General features: G+C 63.7%; 16 protein-coding genes and 1 tRNA gene. 7 read left to right on the forward strand and 10 right to left on the reverse strand.

Annotation, left to right across the window (positions count from 1 at the left end):
• Window positions 1–21 precede the first annotated feature (21 nt).
• The 8 genes from truD to acpA all read right to left on the reverse strand — a co-directional run bounded on the left by truD (window position 22) and on the right by acpA (window position 8,340).
• Complete coding sequence (truD, locus tag H156_RS0105350) at window positions 22–1,086, reverse strand: tRNA pseudouridine(13) synthase TruD (protein WP_017366185.1); 1,065 nt, start codon at window positions 1,084–1,086, stop codon at window positions 22–24.
• Window positions 1,083–1,559, reverse strand: coding sequence for a 2-C-methyl-D-erythritol 2,4-cyclodiphosphate synthase (ispF, locus tag H156_RS0105355; RefSeq protein WP_010961739.1), 477 nt, complete (start codon window positions 1,557–1,559; stop codon window positions 1,083–1,085). The genes truD and ispF overlap by 4 nt, the downstream gene beginning before the upstream one ends.
• Window positions 1,547–2,251: a 2-C-methyl-D-erythritol 4-phosphate cytidylyltransferase gene (gene ispD, locus H156_RS0105360; RefSeq protein WP_017366184.1), complete on the reverse strand. Its 705-nt coding sequence runs from the start codon at window positions 2,249–2,251 to the stop codon at window positions 1,547–1,549. Before ispD ends, ispF begins: the two co-directional genes overlap by 13 nt.
• Entirely contained in the window at window positions 2,241–2,609 is a 369-nt protein-coding gene (ftsB, locus tag H156_RS0105365; protein WP_010961737.1) for a cell division protein FtsB, read from the reverse strand. Before ftsB ends, ispD begins: the two co-directional genes overlap by 11 nt.
• 26 nt (window positions 2,610–2,635) lie before the next feature.
• A complete protein-coding gene (gene eno / locus H156_RS0105370; RefSeq protein ID WP_017366183.1) occupies window positions 2,636–3,919 on the reverse strand; it encodes a phosphopyruvate hydratase in 1,284 nt (427 codons plus the stop codon).
• A gap of 85 nt (window positions 3,920–4,004) precedes the next feature.
• Complete coding sequence (gene kdsA / locus H156_RS0105375; RefSeq protein WP_017366182.1) at window positions 4,005–4,856, reverse strand: 3-deoxy-8-phosphooctulonate synthase; 852 nt, start codon at window positions 4,854–4,856, stop codon at window positions 4,005–4,007.
• A complete protein-coding gene (gene pyrG, locus H156_RS0105380) occupies window positions 4,853–6,511 on the reverse strand; it encodes a CTP synthase (RefSeq protein ID WP_017366181.1) in 1,659 nt (552 codons plus the stop codon). The genes kdsA and pyrG overlap by 4 nt, the downstream gene beginning before the upstream one ends.
• 308 nt (window positions 6,512–6,819) lie before the next feature.
• Window positions 6,820–8,340: an acid phosphatase gene (gene acpA, locus H156_RS0105385; RefSeq protein WP_017366180.1), complete on the reverse strand. Its 1,521-nt coding sequence runs from the start codon at window positions 8,338–8,340 to the stop codon at window positions 6,820–6,822.
• 186 nt (window positions 8,341–8,526) lie between these two features.
• Here acpA and H156_RS0105390 point away from each other — a divergent pair, with 186 nt between their 5' ends.
• Window positions 8,527–9,213 (forward strand): DUF2490 domain-containing protein, encoded by a 687-nt coding sequence (locus H156_RS0105390; RefSeq protein WP_238536903.1) that lies wholly within the window; start codon window positions 8,527–8,529, stop codon window positions 9,211–9,213.
• Window positions 9,194–10,525 (forward strand): H(+)/Cl(-) exchange transporter ClcA, encoded by a 1,332-nt coding sequence (clcA, locus tag H156_RS0105395; RefSeq protein WP_238536902.1) that lies wholly within the window; start codon window positions 9,194–9,196, stop codon window positions 10,523–10,525. The genes H156_RS0105390 and clcA overlap by 20 nt, the downstream gene beginning before the upstream one ends.
• Here clcA and H156_RS0105400 read toward each other — a convergent pair.
• Together H156_RS0105400 and H156_RS0105405 are read right to left on the reverse strand one after the other, a co-directional pair.
• Window positions 10,503–11,477: an FAD-binding oxidoreductase gene (locus H156_RS0105400; RefSeq protein ID WP_017366177.1), complete on the reverse strand. Its 975-nt coding sequence runs from the start codon at window positions 11,475–11,477 to the stop codon at window positions 10,503–10,505. The two genes, clcA and H156_RS0105400, sit on opposite strands and share 23 nt — an antisense overlap.
• 26 nt (window positions 11,478–11,503) lie before the next feature.
• On the reverse strand, window positions 11,504–11,908 hold the full coding sequence (locus H156_RS0105405) for a group I truncated hemoglobin (protein WP_017366176.1): 405 nt from the start codon (window positions 11,906–11,908) through the stop codon (window positions 11,504–11,506).
• 159 nt (window positions 11,909–12,067) lie between these two features.
• Between H156_RS0105405 and H156_RS0105410 the strand changes: the two genes are divergently transcribed.
• From H156_RS0105410 to H156_RS0105435, 5 genes are all read left to right on the forward strand, one after another.
• Window positions 12,068–12,520, forward strand: coding sequence for an Rrf2 family transcriptional regulator (locus tag H156_RS0105410; RefSeq protein WP_010961728.1), 453 nt, complete (start codon window positions 12,068–12,070; stop codon window positions 12,518–12,520).
• Between the two features lie 54 nt (window positions 12,521–12,574).
• A tRNA-Met gene (locus tag H156_RS0105415) sits at window positions 12,575–12,651 on the forward strand.
• Window positions 12,652–13,029: 378 nt separating this feature from the next.
• The gene (locus H156_RS0105420) at window positions 13,030–13,245 is read left to right on the forward strand and encodes a hypothetical protein (RefSeq protein ID WP_017366175.1); all 216 of its coding nucleotides are present in this window, start codon (window positions 13,030–13,032) and stop codon (window positions 13,243–13,245) included.
• Window positions 13,246–13,424: 179 nt separating this feature from the next.
• Complete coding sequence (locus tag H156_RS0105425; protein WP_228370200.1) at window positions 13,425–13,751, forward strand: hypothetical protein; 327 nt, start codon at window positions 13,425–13,427, stop codon at window positions 13,749–13,751.
• A 334-nt stretch (window positions 13,752–14,085) separates the two neighbouring features.
• Window positions 14,086–14,646 carry a hypothetical protein gene (locus H156_RS0105435; protein ID WP_026046054.1) on the forward strand — a complete coding sequence of 187 codons (561 nt, stop codon included), beginning with the start codon at window positions 14,086–14,088 and terminating at the stop codon, window positions 14,644–14,646.
• Window positions 14,647–14,751 lie beyond the last annotated feature (105 nt).

Genomic DNA, 14,751 nt, shown 5'->3' on the forward strand with positions numbered 1-14,751 from the left:
GAGGGGGTGATTTTCGAAAAATCAGGTGTCCGGCCAGCCTTGCGGGTCGAATTCGACGAGTTCCCGCAAGACCGTGGTCGCATAGGTGCCGGCAGGGAGGGAAAACGTCAGTTCGCAGGCCGAATCCTCGACTCCCGCGAATTCGAGATCCGGCACCGGCAGTCGCAGCGCCCGCCGGCCGACTTCGAGCCCGCAGCGTTCCAGACCCTCGCGGAATTCCGCGCATTGTGCCAGCGCCGCCCGCTCCATTGCGAGGGCCGTGCCGGAAATCACCGGGTCGCCCCTTCCCCAAAGGGTTCCGCTGGGGTGGATCGTCAGCGCTTCGACGCGTCGCTGGATGTCTTCATCCAACTCGTCGGTCTTGAAGAAGGCGTTGGAGCCGGTGAACATGAAAGCGTCGCCCTCCACTCCCCGGTTCCAGCTGCCGTGCTCCACCCGACCGGCGAGGACACGGTTGAACAGATAGGAGCGTGCCGCCGACAGGTACAGCGAGCGCTTGTTGCGGTCGATACGGCGGCGCGGGTCGGCGAACAGCCGCAGTGCTTCCTGCAGATTGCGGCCTCCGTGGCCGAAGCGCTGCGGGCCGAAATAGTTCGGCACGCCGGCCGCGCGGATCGCCGCGCAGCGGGCTTCCAGACCGTCGCACACACCTTCGAGGCCCCGTAGGATGATGCGGAAGCGGTTGCCTGCCAGGGCGCCACGCTTGAGTTTGCGGTCGTGCCGGGTATGGCGCAGGACGGCGATGCTCTCGCTTTCCAGCGCCCTCCAGTCGGGATCGGCCTTGCCGGCCAGTCTCACGCTGAACCACTGGGTGGTGACGGCGTGGCGGTCCTTGAGGCCGGCATAGCCCACGTCCATCGGCTTGACGCCGGCCAGCCTGGCGATCCGCTGTGCCACGTGGTCGGTGTTCTCCCCGGTCTTACGGATGTGCAGCAAGGCGTGTTCCCCCTGGCCGGTGGGGTCGAAGCCGAGGATTTCGTCGACCCGGAAGTCTTCCGGAGAGACCCGGATGCGGCCGCGGCAGGTCACTTCGCCGTGTGCCCGCGGCAGATCGTCGAATCCGGGGCAGTCGGGATGTCCGGTCATCTGCGGGCGAGGAGGGCGACGGCGTGCGCCGAGATGCCTTCGCCGCGGCCCTCGAATCCCATGCCTTCGGTGGTCGTCGCCTTGACGTTGACGCAGTCAGGGGGGATTTCCAGGTCCTGAGCGAGGTTTTCCCGCATCGCCTGGATGTGGGCGGCCAACCGTGGCGCCTGGGCCACGACGGTCACGTCCACGTTGCCGACGGTGTAGCCCAGGCTGGCGATTCTCTGTCGTACCTCGCGCAGCAATACGCGGCTGTCGATGCCCTTGTAGCGGGCGTCGGTATCCGGGAAATGGCGGCCGATGTCGCCGAGGGCGGCCGCGCCCAGCAGGGCGTCACACAGCGCGTGCAGAGCCACGTCGCCGTCGGAGTGGGCGGCGAATCCACGGCCGAACGGAATCTTCACGCCGCACAGCACGATGTGGTCGCCCTCTTTGAAACGGTGGGCATCATAACCTTGGCCTATTCGAAACATTGTCGCTCCAGATAGAAGGTGGCCAAAGGGAGGTCCTCCGGCCGGGTGATCTTGATGTTGTCGGGGCGCCCCTCCACTACCCGCGGCGACAGGCCGGCCAGCTCCAGGGCGCTGGCTTCGTCCGTCACCGTCAGTCCCCGTCGTGCCGCTGCTTCCAGCGCCTCTTTGAGCGCTCGGTAGCGGAACATCTGGGGGGTGAGGGCGCGCCAGACGCGGCTGCGGTCTGCGGAGCCCTGGATGGTGCCGTTCTCGACCGTCTTGAGGGTGTCGGTGACCGGCAGAGCCAGGATGCCGCCCACGGGGTCGTCTTCCAGGGTTTCCATGAGGCGCTCGACGTCGTCACGGGTGACGCAGAGGCGGGCTGCGTCGTGGACCAGCACCCAGTCGCCGTCCGCGGCCCGGCCGGCCAGGGCGGTCAGGGCGCTCAGCACGGAGTCTGCGCGTTCCCTGCCGCCCGTCGTGGCGAGCACCCGCGGCTCGCGTGAGCAGGGCAGCTCCGGCCAGAACTCGTCGTTCGCGCCCAGCGCGACCATGACCGCGGTGACGCGGCGGACCGAGAGCAGGCGTTCGAGCGTGTGCTGCAGGACTGGTTTGCCCGCCACGTCCAGGTACTGTTTGGGGATGTCGGCCCCCATCCGTTTGCCCACGCCGGCGGCGGGGACGACGATCCAGAAACGCGCGTCAGTGCTCATGTGTCGGTGCTTCGTTGGCAGCCGGAGCCGGGGACCTGTGCACCCTACGGGGCGGCGGTGCCGGTTCGGGGCTGGGCGAGGGATGCGCCGCGTCGATGATTTGTACCAGGGTTTCGCCTTCCTTGATCATGCCCAGGTCCCGGCGCGCATGTTCTTCGATGGCATCGGTACCTTCCCTGAGGTCACGGATCTCGGCCTCCAGGGCCGCGTTGCGTTGCCGCCGTTTCTCACCTTCTTCGGTGAGTTCCACGATGCGCTCCTGCAGCCTTTGCATTTCCCGCAGGTTGCCGTCGCCGAACCACAGCCGGTACTGGAGCAGGGCGATCAGCGCCAGCAGGAACGCGGTCAGTTTATTCACCCCGGCTCCGGGCGGTCGGCCGCGGCTCAGGCCAGGTTTTTGACGGCGCCGCGGCCGCCGTAGCGCGCTTTGTCACCCAGCTCTTCCTCGATCTTGAGCAGCCGGTTGTATTTGGCGATGCGATCGGAGCGGCTGAGCGAGCCGGTCTTGATCTGGCCGGCGCAGGTGGCGACGGCGATGTCGGCGATGGTGGTGCCCTCCGTTTCGCCCGAGCGATGGGACACGACGGACGTGTAGCCGGCCTTCCTGGCGATATGGATGGCTTCCAGGGTTTCAGTCAGGGTGCCGATCTGGTTGACCTTGATCAGGATCGAATTGGCGATCCGGGCTTCGATGCCCTGTTTGAGGATGGCCGGGTTGGTCACGAACAGGTCGTCGCCCACCAACTGGATGCGTCGGCCCAGCCTGTCGGTATGGATGCCCCAGCCGTGCCAGTCGTTCTCCGCCATGCCGTCCTCGATGCTGACGATGGGGTACTTGTCGACCCAGGCAGCCAGATGGTCCGAGAACTCTTCCGAGGTGAACCGCCTGCCTTCCGAAGCTAGAGTGTAGATGCCGTCCGAATAGAACTCCGAGCTGGCGACGTCCAGACCCAGGCAGATGTCCTCGCCGGGCCGGTAGCCGGCCTTTTCGATGGCTTCCAGGATGATGCCGATGGCTGCTTCGTTGGACGGCAGGTTCGGCGCGAAGCCGCCTTCGTCACCCACGCCGGTGGCGAGTCCCCGTTCCGACAGTACTTTCTTCAGGGCGTGGAACACCTCGGCGCCGTAACGCAGGGCTTCGCGGAAGTTCGGTGCGCCCACCGGCAGGATCATGAACTCCTGCATGTCGATACTGTTGTCGGCGTGGGCGCCACCGTTGATGATGTTCATCATCGGCACCGGCAGCAGGAACTCGCCGCTGCGGTTGAGGTAGGCGTACAGCGGCTTTTTCGCGTCGGCCGCGGCAGCGTGGGCGGTCGCCAGCGACACTGCCAGGATGGCGTTGGCGCCGAGTACGCCCTTGTTGTCGCTGCCATCCAGCTCGATCAGGCGCCGGTCGATGGCCGCCTGGTCGGCGGCGTCCATGCCGGTCAGTGCGGCCTTGATCGGACCGCGGACGTTCTCCACGGCTTTGAGTACGCCTTTGCCGCCATAGCGTGAGGCGTCGCCGTCGCGCAGTTCGATGGCTTCGCGGGCGCCGGTGGAGGCGCCGGAGGGAACCATGGCGCTACCTTCCGCGCCCGAATCCAGGATCACTTCGGCCTGGACGGTCGGATTGCCGCGGGAGTCCAGAATCTCCCGGGCCAGGATGTCGACGATCTTGCTCATGGGATCACCAGTGGGTATGTGTTGGGGCGTTCGGGACGACGGCACGAGAAGGCGCATTCCGGACGCCGATGTCATGCGGTCCCGATTACAGCAGGGGACTCGCCTTGACTGTGCGGTCGAGGGTCGACAGCAGCTCCAGCAAAGCCTTCATACGGTCCAGCGGCCAGGAATTGGGACCGTCGCTCAGGGCGCGGTCGGGGTCGGGGTGGGTTTCCATGAACAGGCCCGAGATGCCCACCGCCACCGCCGCCCGCGCCAGTGCCGGCACGAATTCGCGCTGGCCGCCGGAAGCGGTGCCCTGGCCGCCCGGCAATTGCACCGAGTGGGTGGCATCATAGACCACCGGGCAGCCGGTCTCGCGCATGATGCTCAGCGACCGCATGTCCGACACCAGATTGTTGTAACCGAAGGAGACCCCGCGTTCGCATACCATGATACGCCGGTTGCCGGTGGCCAGCGCCTTGGCGGCGACGTGCTTCATGTCCCAAGGTGCCAGGAACTGGCCTTTCTTGAGGTTGACCGGCTTGCCGGTGTTGGCGACGTTCTGGATGAAATTGGTCTGGCGGCACAGGAAGGCCGGAGTCTGCAGCACGTCCACCACCGAGGCGACTTCCTGCAACGGGGTGTCCTCGTGCACGTCGGTCAGCACGGGCACCCCGATCTGGCGTTTGACCTCGGCCAGGATGCGCAGTCCCTCTTCCATGCCAGGCCCCCGGTAGCTTGCGTGGGAGGATCGGTTGGCCTTGTCGAAGGAGGACTTGTAGATGAATGGGATGCCCAGACCGTCGGTGATTTCCTTGAGAGTGCCGGCGGTGTCCAGCGCCAGCTGCTCGGTTTCGATCACGCAGGGGCCGGCGATCAGGAACAGCGGGTGTTCCAGACCGACCGGAAAGCCGCAGAGTTCGAACGGCTGGGCCGATGTCTCGACGTTGCTCATGATTGGGCTCCACCGCTCTCGGGAGGTGACGTGCCTTCGCTGCGCGCACAGGCGGCGCGGACGAAGCCGCTGAACAGCGGATGGCCGCCGCGCGGCGTGGAGGTGAACTCGGGATGGAACTGGCAGGCCAGGAACCACGGGTGCTCGGGAATTTCCACCATCTCGACCAGGCGGCCGTCCAGCGATTTGCCGGAAACCCGCAGGCCCGCCGCTTCCAGCGTCTTGAGATAGTGATTGTTGAATTCGTAGCGGTGGCGGTGCCGTTCGGTGATGACGTCCTTGCCATAGGTGGCATGGGCCAGCGTGTTGGGTACCAGCCGGCATTTCTGTCCGCCCAGCCGCATCGTGCCGCCCAGGTCCGAATCGCCGCTGCGGTATTCGATGCCGCCGGCCTCGGTCTTCCACTCGGTGATGAGGGCGATGACCGGATGCGGCGACGATGGCAGGAACTCGGTGCTGTGCGCGCCTTCCAGTCCGGCCACGTTGCGGGCGAATTCGATCACGGCGACCTGCATCCCCAGGCAGATGCCGAGGTACGGCACGCGGTGCTCGCGGGCGTATTTCACGGCGGCGATCTTGCCTTCGATACCGCGTTCACCGAAGCCGCCGGGAACCAGGATGGCGTCGACCCCTTCCAGCGCGCCGGTGCCGTGGTCCTCGATTTCCTCGGACTCGATGAAGCGGATGTCGACCCGGGTGCGGGTGTGGATGCCCGCGTGGACCAACGCCTCGCTCAGCGATTTGTAGGCGTCGGAATGGTTGACGTACTTGCCGACCATGGCGACGGTGACCGAGCGCTCCGGATTCTGGAGCGCATCGACCACACGATGCCATTCGCTCAGGTCGGCGGGGCCGGCGTCGAGCCGCAGCTTGCGGACGACGATCTCGTCGAGCTGCTGCTCGTGCAGCAGGGCGGGAATCCGGTAGATGGTGTCGGCGTCCACTGAAGCGATGACCGCATCTTCCTGAACGTTGGTGAACAGAGCGATCTTACGGCATTCGCTCTTCGGGATCGGCCGGTCCGAGCGGCAGATCAGGATGTCCGGCTGGATACCGATGGTGCGGAGTTCCTTGACCGAATGCTGGGTCGGCTTGGTCTTCAGCTCGCCGGCGCTGGAGATGTAAGGCACCAGGGTCAGATGGATGAACAGCGAGCGTTCTTCGCCCAGATCGACCCGCATTTGGCGGATCGCCTCCAGAAAGGGCAGGGATTCGATGTCGCCGACGGTGCCGCCGATTTCGATCAGCGCCACGTCGTAGCCTTCCGCGCTGAGGCGGATGCCGCGTTTGATCTCGTCGGTGATGTGGGGGATGACCTGCACGGTGGCGCCCAGATATTCGCCGCGGCGTTCCTTGCGGATCACGTTCTCGTAGATCTGGCCGGTGGTGAAGCTGTTCGCCCTGCCCATGGTGGTGCGGACGAAGCGCTCGTAATGGCCCAGATCGAGGTCGGTTTCGGCGCCGTCCTCGGTCACGAACACCTCGCCATGTTGGAACGGGCTCATGGTGCCCGGATCGACGTTGATGTAGGGATCGAGCTTCGTCAGCGTGACTTTCAAGCCGCGCGCCTCGAGGATCGCGGCGAGGGAGGATGCGGCAATGCCTTTACCCAGCGACGAAACGACTCCGCCGGTGATGAAGATGTATTTCGTCATGAAAGCTCGAATCTGTGCGATGAGGAGATGTCCGGGAGGGCTCGGGGCGCGCCCACGACCATGGGCAGGACGGCACGGACAATCTTGGTATTCTAACCAAAGCCATGGGGGCGCGTCACGGGCGCCGGTGGTGGGGGCATCGCAATCCCATGATGGAGAAGGCCGGAGATCAGACGGCCGGTGAGGCGCTTGGAGTTGAAGGTATCAGGACCCGCGGCCGGGGTATCGTGCAAAGCCATCCGGTCGGTTTCGCCCGCCGGTGCCGGTCTTCGGCCGATCTGCCTGACGGTGTGATGCTCTGCGCGGAATCACGGGCCGAGATCGAAGGCGTGGGTCAAATCCCCGGCATTCGGGCGCACGCCTGGCAACGGTTCCAGACCGAAGCGGCGGGTGATGAATTTGATGATCGAGGTCGTGTCATACGGCGTATGGTCGACATACCCCCGCCGGGCAAAGGGGGACACGACGATCGCCGGGATGCGGACACCGGGGCCCCAACGGTCGCCCTTGGGCGGGGCAACGTGGTCCCAGAAGCCGCCGTTTTCGTCATAGGTCACGATGATCGCCGTGGTCGGCCAGAGCGGACTTGCCTGGATCTTGCGGACCAGGCCGGCGATATGGGCATCCCCGGCGAGGACGTCGGCGTAGCCCGGATGTTCGTTCAATCTGCCCTGCGGCTTGTAGAAACTGACCTGGGGGAGGGTACCGGCTTCGATCGCGGACAGAAAATCCGCGCCATCCTTCAGGTGCTCGGCCCGCTCTGGTGTGCCCGGGGCATAGCGGGCGAAATAATTGAAAGGCTGGTGGTGGGCCTGGAAGTTCGGCGAGTTCTCCCCTTTGCCATAGATCACTTGGCGCGGCTGCGTATCCCGCATACCTTCTTCGACGGCGGCGTTCCAGGCGCCGGCATACCAGGCCCAGGTCACGCCCTTCGCACTCAGGGTGTCGCCGATGGTTTTGAACGACTGCGGTGGCAAGGGGTGTTTGGACGGATCGGCCAGACGGCGGTCGCCGCCGGCAGCGGGTGGGATGCCGCTGGGCTGGTAAGGCGGCTGTTCATTGAGCACCGCGTAGCCATCCGGTGTGACGCGCGAGACGGTGTATCTGGCGGGTCCCTGCAGGGCGCTGGGCGGAGAGTCGGGCGCGCGGAGCAGGCGACCGGAAGCGTCGAGCCGGGCGACCCGCTCCGGCGGTGCATCCGGAAACACCGGAGTGCATGCGCAGACCAGCCAGAAATGGTTGAGGAACGAGCCGCCAAAAGCGCCCATGAAGAAATTGTCGGCCAGGGTGAATTCCCGGGCAATGTCCCACATCGGGAGCTTCGATCCGTCGTAATAGCCCATGACGAGGCCGCCGGCGTCCGAGACGGCGGCGAAGCGGTTCATCCGGCCACCGTTGATCTGTTCTTGATTCTGGTAGAACGCGTGGACCAGGTCGCGCGTTTTCTGCGCCAGTGCCATGCCGACGGGCGGCGCGTCGAGCCGGAACGGGCCGTTCGGCAGTCGGGCCGGGAAGGCCGGGTCGGGTCGGGCATCGCCGACCAGCCAGACCGGCGGCAGATAGGGCAGGGGCGTGCCGTCGTGATCGATCTGACGCTTGGCTTCCTCGCTGGCGTTGGCGATACCGTTGGCGCCGGGGAAGAGGCCATAAAGGTTGTCGAAGCTGCGGTTCTCGGCGTAGATCACGACGATGTGCTCGATTCGGTTCAGCGCTTCGTCCGCGCCGGATGCCGGCCTGGCCTGTTGGGCTCCGGGACTGCAGCCGCCACAGCTCAGCAGGATGCCGGTGAGGCCGGCGAGGGGCCAGTGTCTGAAGGGGGAACGGGACATATGGGTTATCCTTTGCGCGTATTTTCGAAGGCGGCGGGGTGAGTCTCCAAGTAAAGTCCTTAGGCCGTTCCATTTCAAATTCAAACACGGCCCGGCGAACGGGCATGCACCGGATTCAGCGGTTCGAATAGAGGGGCGGGTTGGATGCGTTCGACGGCCGGTTTTCCGCTTGGAGCGTCGCTGCTGATGGCAGCGTGTCAAGCGGCCGGTGCCGGCGGAATCGAAGGCATGGCCGGTGCCTGGACTTCGCTGAGCCTACTGGGCAGTCTGGGTAGCGTGTCTCCGGACTGGCGCAAATTCAAGTGGTATGTGCGGGATCAGGTTCGCCTGCGCGACGACAATCCGCCGAATGCCTGGCGCATGTACGAGGACTTGCTCTGGGTGGGGGTGGGCTATCAGGTCGACCCCCGGTTCTATCTCGGCATCGGTTACGCTCACACCTGGCTGCATCCGGTGGACCAGCCGGCTTATCAGGAAAATCGCCCGTATCTCGAGGCGGTGCTCACCCATGAAGCGGTTGGGGGGAAACTGGTCAGCAGGACCCGGCTCGAGGAGCGGGTGCTGCAACAGGGTGGTGAAGTCGGCATCCGTTTCCGCGAGGCGGTGACCTGGAGCCATCCCGTACGCTTCGTGGCCGAGGGGGCGGAGTTTTACATGGGGGACGAACTCATGGTGTGTCCGAACTACAGCCTGTTCGGGCCGGCCGGATTCTGCCAGAACCGGATCTTCTCCGGTATTTCCTATCGCTTGAGCCGGAATCTGGGCGTGGATTTCGGGTATCTGGGCCAATACATGGCAGGTACGCCGGGCACCGCCGATGTCTGGACACACAACATCCAGTTCGATCTTCACTATGTCTTCCTGGATGACTGAGGCGGAGCGGTTCGTCCGCCTGAATCGGGAGCGGCGGCACCTGTTTCCGCGCGCCTTGCTGGCGGGCCTGCTGGCCGGGTGTGCCGCGGTCGGTTTCCATCTCGGGATGGATGCCGGCGAAGCATGGCGCGCCCGACTGCAGGACTTCGCGCACGGCTACGGTGCATCGGGGCTGGCCATCGCTGCAGCGGCATCGGCCCTGTGCGTATTCCTGGCGGCCTGGCTGGTCGAGCGGTTCGCGCCGGAAGCGGCCGGCAGCGGCATCCCGCACGTGAAGGCGGTGCTGATGGGATTGCGCGGGTTCCGCTGGGCCCGGGTGCTGGCGGTCAAGTTCCTGAGCGGGCTGATCGGCATGGGTGGAGGACTCACTCTGGGACGGGAAGGGCCGACCGTGCAGATGGGTGGGGCGGTTGCGGAGGGCGTGGCTACGGCGTGTTCGTCATCCCCCGACGAACGTCGCGCGTTGATCGCGGCGGGGGCCGGGGCCGGTCTGGCGGCGGCTTTCAATGCGCCGCTTTCGGGGCTGATATTCGTGCTCGAGGAGTTGCGTGAACGATGTTCGTCCCCGGAGTTTTTCGCCGCGGCGGTCGCTTGTCTCGCCGCGGACACGGTCTGTCGTCTGGCTTTGGGGGAGTTGCCGGCATTCCGGGTCGGGATTTCCGGCGCTCCCTCACTGACGACGCTGCCGGTGTTCGTCGGGCTGGGTGTGTCGTGCGGTTTGCTTGGTGTCGCTTTCAATCGCACTTTGCTGGCGGTCCAGCGGCTGTGCCCGGGCCGTCCGGGGTCGCGCAAAGCGTTCTGGCTGGGCTGGGGCGGCTCGATCGGGCTGGTCGGCTGGCTGGCGCCGGATCTGTTGGGCGGCGGTCAGGGGCTGGTCGGCCGGATATTGGACGGTGAAGCCAGCCTGGCGCCGAGTCTGGTCGCGCTCTACTTCGCTGCCCGGTTTGCTCTGACCATCGGCAGTTACGCCACCGGGGCGGCTGGCGGCATCTTCGCGCCGATACTACTGCTGGGCGCTCTGCTCGGGCTCGGTTCCGGAATGCTCATCCAGCAGATGGCGCCGGTGCTGCCTGTGGAGCCCAAGGTTTTCGCAGTGGCCGGGATGGCGGCTCTGTTCACCGGCGTCGTCCAGGCGCCGCTCACCGGCGTGGTGCTGATGATCGAAATGACCGGCAACTATGCGCTCATCCTGCCGCTTTTGGCGGCCTGCTTCGCGGCGCAGGCGGTCGCCGCCCGTCTCCACGATCTGCCGATCTACGAAGCGCTGCTGGAGCGGGAGCTGAGGGAATCTAGGGGGCGGCGTTCACGTTGAACGGATCGGCATAGATGTCCTTCATCGCAGCACCCGCCAGGAAGGCGCGTCTTTTCGCCGCGCTCACCATCTCCGGATGGCCGCAGAGGAACAGACGCTTGTCCTTGAAGTCCGGGATCTCCATGAAAGCAATCTCGTGGGCGCGGCCTGCCGCCAAGCCAGGCGCCGGTTCTTCGCCGGAAACGCAGGGAACGTAGTCGAAATTCGGATATTCCCTCGCCAGTTCCCTCAACCTGTCGGTCAGATAAAGGCCCGCCCGGTTTCTACTGCCGTGGAACAGACGGATCGGTCCGCTGTGTCCTCGCTGCAGGGCGTCGCGCAGGATGCCGTAGAGGGGAGCCAGGCCGGACCCCGTGCCTATCAGTACCAGCTCCTGCTCCGGCCGGCCGGGCACGTAAAAACAGTCGCCGCTCGGCCCCCGAATTTCCACCGTCTGGCCGATGCGCAGGTGTTCGTGTATCCAGCCGCTGACTTTACCTTGTGGCAGTCGCCGCACGTGCAGGTGTAAATGCTCATCGTGCTGCGGCACGCTGGCCAGGGAGTAGCTTCGCCCGAGCGTGGGTTCGCGGAACAGATTGATGAATTGCCCGGCCCGGTATTCCAAGGGGGCGTGGCATTCGAGCGACACGTGCATGATCTCGCTGTTGAGCGGTTCCAGCGCCGTGACGGTCGCCGGTAGTGATTTCACGACATCTTGGGGAAGCGCCGCTTCGAGATCGTTGGTCGGATGGCAGACGCAGGCGAGGAAATAGTTCTGAAGCTTCAGCGAGTCTTTCAGCCCCCGCTGCGAGTCCTCGGGCGGCACGCCGCGGACGGCCCGCATCAGGCAGGTCTGGCAGACCCCGCTACGACAGGAGAAGGGGACAGGCGCGCCGTGACCGACGAGACAATCCAGGACAGACTGGTCTTTGTCGAGGGGATAAGTGTTTCCGCCGTAGGTGATGCTCGTCATGGTGGCGCTCCTGTCGATTCCTCGACTCAGCGGCCGAGCACGTCGTTGCGCGTACTCTCGGCGATCGCCGCCGCCTGTGCGATCAGCTCATCGGGTACGTTCAGCTCTTTCATGGTGGCGCCGAGGTGTTCCATGACGGCATCGAAGTGGACGTCATTCAGGCCCTGCTTTACCAGGTGCGCGTGTCCGCGCCGCATGTCCATGCCGGTGTAATTGTGCGGCCCGCCGAACGCCATGGTCAGGAATGCCTTCTGCTTGGCAGCCTGTTTCTCCATGTCGACCCCCTCGAAAAACCGGTTGATGCGGGGATCGGCCAGTACCTTGCGGTAGAAGATGTCCACGGCTGCGTTCACCGCGGCTTCTCCTCCCAGTTTTTCATAGAGTGAGCCATGGGATTCGTTCCACCAGTCGGCGAGTTTCTTTTCGGTCATGAGCTTCTCCTAGTCGATTTATGCGAATGCGACGCACTGGAGTCGAATGCTGTTATAAGATGCATCGCAAATATAAATTTAGGATCGACACGAGCTCGTGTCAAGCCCTTCTGTGAGCGCGTGTTATGCTATCGTCAGCTGTCCAAACAGGTATCAGCCATGCAACTGACCCAGTTCACGGATTTCTCGCTGCGGGTCTTGATTTATCTGGTTCGCCTGCCGGAACCCGGCATGGCGACCATCCCGGAAATCGCCGAGTACTACCGGATTTCGCGGAATCACCTGGTGAAAGTGGTGAACACTCTGGCCAATGCCGGCCTGCTCGTGACGATGCGCGGCAAGGGCGGCGGGCTGAGGCTGGCGCGTCCGGCCGATACCATCACCATCGCCGAGGTGGTACGCCTGACCGAGCCGAACATGAATCTGGTCGAATGTTTCGATCCGAAGGCCAGTCACTGCCGGATCGACCGGGGCTGTTTCCTCAAGGCCATCCTCTATGAAGCGCGGAAAGATTTCCTGGCCGCGCTCGAACGCCACACGCTGGCCGATGCAGCCCGCATGGGCTCGGGATCGGAAGGCGAGTCCCCGGCACCGAGGGGGGCTAGGATGTGACTCATAGGGCTTGCAAGTCTCGGGAACACACGGGTATAATTTTCCTTCACCAAACGCGGGGTGGAGCAGTCCGGTAGCTCGTCGGGCTCATAACCCGAAGGTCGTAGGTTCAAATCCTGCCCCCGCTACCAAAATTCAAAGGCTTGCGTGCCATCGCAAGCCTTTTTTCGTTTCTGCACGGCCATTTCCTCTGGCCGGATCCGACCAATCGCTTTGAGTCCAGAGCGGGTCGAGAGTGCCTTGGCGATCTTCCTGTCGGTCTTCGCTCCGCTTCATCCAAACCAGCGGACCATTTGCCGCATGAGCTTTTTGTGTCCATGGTCCTGCCTGGAACTGGATGTGCCCGGCCGTGGTCTAATCTTTGTAAATATGTGTGCGCTCGAAGTAAAAAGGGGCGTTGGGCGTCACCAAGGGTCCCGGCCGCCTCGTTCCTTGAGGCGGCGCGCAATGCACCAAAACGCTAAAATGAAGCCGGACGACCGGCCGGCAGAGCTGCGAGGTCGTGTACCGTGATCGAAAATTTCTTCGCTGAATTCAACGCTTATCTCCTCGGCCATCCGGTACTTCTGGCTAAACTGAAGTTCCTGTTTTGGTTGAAATATTGGATTCTGATCGGGCTGATGGCGGTTTTCATCTATCTCCTTTACAAGGAACGGCATGCCGGCGGCAACTCGCCGAGCCACAGGCCCGATGCTTTGCATACTCATACTTCTTTCGAAGCCTGACATGAAAGTCGGCCGGGATCGCGAGTAACAGGCCGATGCCGGCGGCGCCCATTTTTCCGCTGGGCAGGTTCATCAGGGTCGACGTAAGATGCAGATCACAAGGCGAGCCTCCGCTTCTACCGGCAAGCTCTCCCGAAGCGGATCCCGTTTCTTGAATGTAAAGACGAGGAGGACCGACCGTGTTTGCGAAATCTTTTCTGATGTCGGCCGCCCTGCTGGGCGCGTCTGAAGCCGCCTTGGCCACCCCCAACATGTACTGGGATCATTTACGGTCGAGCCTGAGCCAGGCCGACTGCGTGAGCCGGGGCGAGTCGCTCATGTCGTCGCTGACGACGGGTAGGGTCAGTAAGGACGTTGATTCCGTCCGTTCCTGGACCGACAAGACTCTGGCAGTGGTCGAGTGCATTCGAATGGGTGACCACATGACCGTGATGGTGCTGGTAGGCAGCGATGATGCGGTCGCCGGCAGCAAATTGCTTGATGCTCTGAAGAAGGGCATGCAGTAATCCACCTCGATGTCCGGGTGACCTCCCTCCTGGCCCGAAACGCAGGAGGCGGCCGAGGAAAAAGCGGTTTCGCCTCGTTCGGCGCAAAAACCCGTCCGCAGCTCGTCGGCTCCGGCGCCGCCCTGGCGCTCGCCGCCGGTGAGCCTCTCACGGTGCCACGATTCGGGCCGTTCCTGCGCTATGCCGCTTGACGCGGAGCTTTCGACCTCATAGTTTCTCTGCCGCGACCGGCGGGCGATCTTTGCCGGAGTCGGAAACAGAGGGTATGTGGTGCCGTCCCGGGACTGTCTGGACCGCACCGATAAGAACTAGAACGCTTTGGCTGAGGCTCGAAATGAAAAAGTGCGAAACTTGTGATCCATCAGGGATTGGCGAGAACCGCGTCGTGATCGGGAAGAATCATGGTCAAATCCCGTATGCAACGCGCATTCTAGGGGTATTCTTGATTTATCTGCCTATCCTGACTCTGCCTTTCGTGATGATCAGCGCCTATGTCAGTTATTTCCATCTCAAGCTGATGGGCGCAGAAAACATAAAGACGTTGAAAGACTTTTTGCCGGATCGGGCCAGTTTCCGATATAAGCTATCAAACCAGATCGTCATGCGGCCCGGCTACAGGCTCAGTCCCACCCAGTCCAGGCTGTTTTGGGTGCTTAATTGTACTTGGTATTGTCCTTTCAGTGTGGGGCTGTTCGAGTGGCACGCTTATCTGGTCAAGTTGGTGGAGAACTGGTGGTGTCCCTTTTTTCACGGACGGAAAGAAGGCCATTACCAGGAGGGCGCGATCGATCGTTCGTTCTGGCATATTTTCCCGGAGGACGTGGTCAAGCTCGACCCGGAGGACCGGGATAATCCGATCTGGAACGAGGATGTCAAGGGCGTTCCGGAGCATTGACGGCGGGCGGTCGCAGCAGCGCACGGCTTTTCAAGCCGCAGCCGGCATTTGATAAGGGGGCGCCGGTTGTTGGCGCCCGCTTTTCATGGTGGGCGGACTCGACAA

Origin of the sequence: Methylococcus capsulatus str. Texas = ATCC 19069, from assembly GCF_000424685.1 — a bacterium.
GTDB classification, from domain to species: Bacteria; Pseudomonadota; Gammaproteobacteria; order Methylococcales; family Methylococcaceae; genus Methylococcus; species Methylococcus capsulatus.

What these genes read in the sequence shown, in the direction of transcription:
- H156_RS0105410 (WP_010961728.1), top strand. Translation starts at nt 12,068, where the DNA reads ATGCAACTGACCCAGTTCACGGATTTCTCGCTGCGGGTCTTGATTTAT.
- pyrG (WP_017366181.1), bottom strand. Translation starts at nt 6,511, where the DNA reads ATGACGAAATACATCTTCATCACCGGCGGAGTCGTTTCGTCGCTGGGT.
- eno (WP_017366183.1), bottom strand. Translation starts at nt 3,919, where the DNA reads ATGAGCAAGATCGTCGACATCCTGGCCCGGGAGATTCTGGACTCCCGC.
- ispF (WP_010961739.1), bottom strand. Translation starts at nt 1,559, where the DNA reads ATGTTTCGAATAGGCCAAGGTTATGATGCCCACCGTTTCAAAGAGGGC.
- H156_RS0105435 (WP_026046054.1), top strand. Translation starts at nt 14,086, where the DNA reads ATGAAAAAGTGCGAAACTTGTGATCCATCAGGGATTGGCGAGAACCGC.
- H156_RS0105400 (WP_017366177.1), bottom strand. Translation starts at nt 11,477, where the DNA reads ATGACGAGCATCACCTACGGCGGAAACACTTATCCCCTCGACAAAGAC.
- truD (WP_017366185.1), bottom strand. Translation starts at nt 1,086, where the DNA reads ATGACCGGACATCCCGACTGCCCCGGATTCGACGATCTGCCGCGGGCA.
- acpA (WP_017366180.1), bottom strand. Translation starts at nt 8,340, where the DNA reads ATGTCCCGTTCCCCCTTCAGACACTGGCCCCTCGCCGGCCTCACCGGC.
- kdsA (WP_017366182.1), bottom strand. Translation starts at nt 4,856, where the DNA reads ATGAGCAACGTCGAGACATCGGCCCAGCCGTTCGAACTCTGCGGCTTT.
- H156_RS0105390 (WP_238536903.1), top strand. Translation starts at nt 8,527, where the DNA reads ATGGCAGCGTGTCAAGCGGCCGGTGCCGGCGGAATCGAAGGCATGGCC.
- clcA (WP_238536902.1), top strand. Translation starts at nt 9,194, where the DNA reads ATGTCTTCCTGGATGACTGAGGCGGAGCGGTTCGTCCGCCTGAATCGG.
- ispD (WP_017366184.1), bottom strand. Translation starts at nt 2,251, where the DNA reads ATGAGCACTGACGCGCGTTTCTGGATCGTCGTCCCCGCCGCCGGCGTG.
- H156_RS0105405 (WP_017366176.1), bottom strand. Translation starts at nt 11,908, where the DNA reads ATGACCGAAAAGAAACTCGCCGACTGGTGGAACGAATCCCATGGCTCA.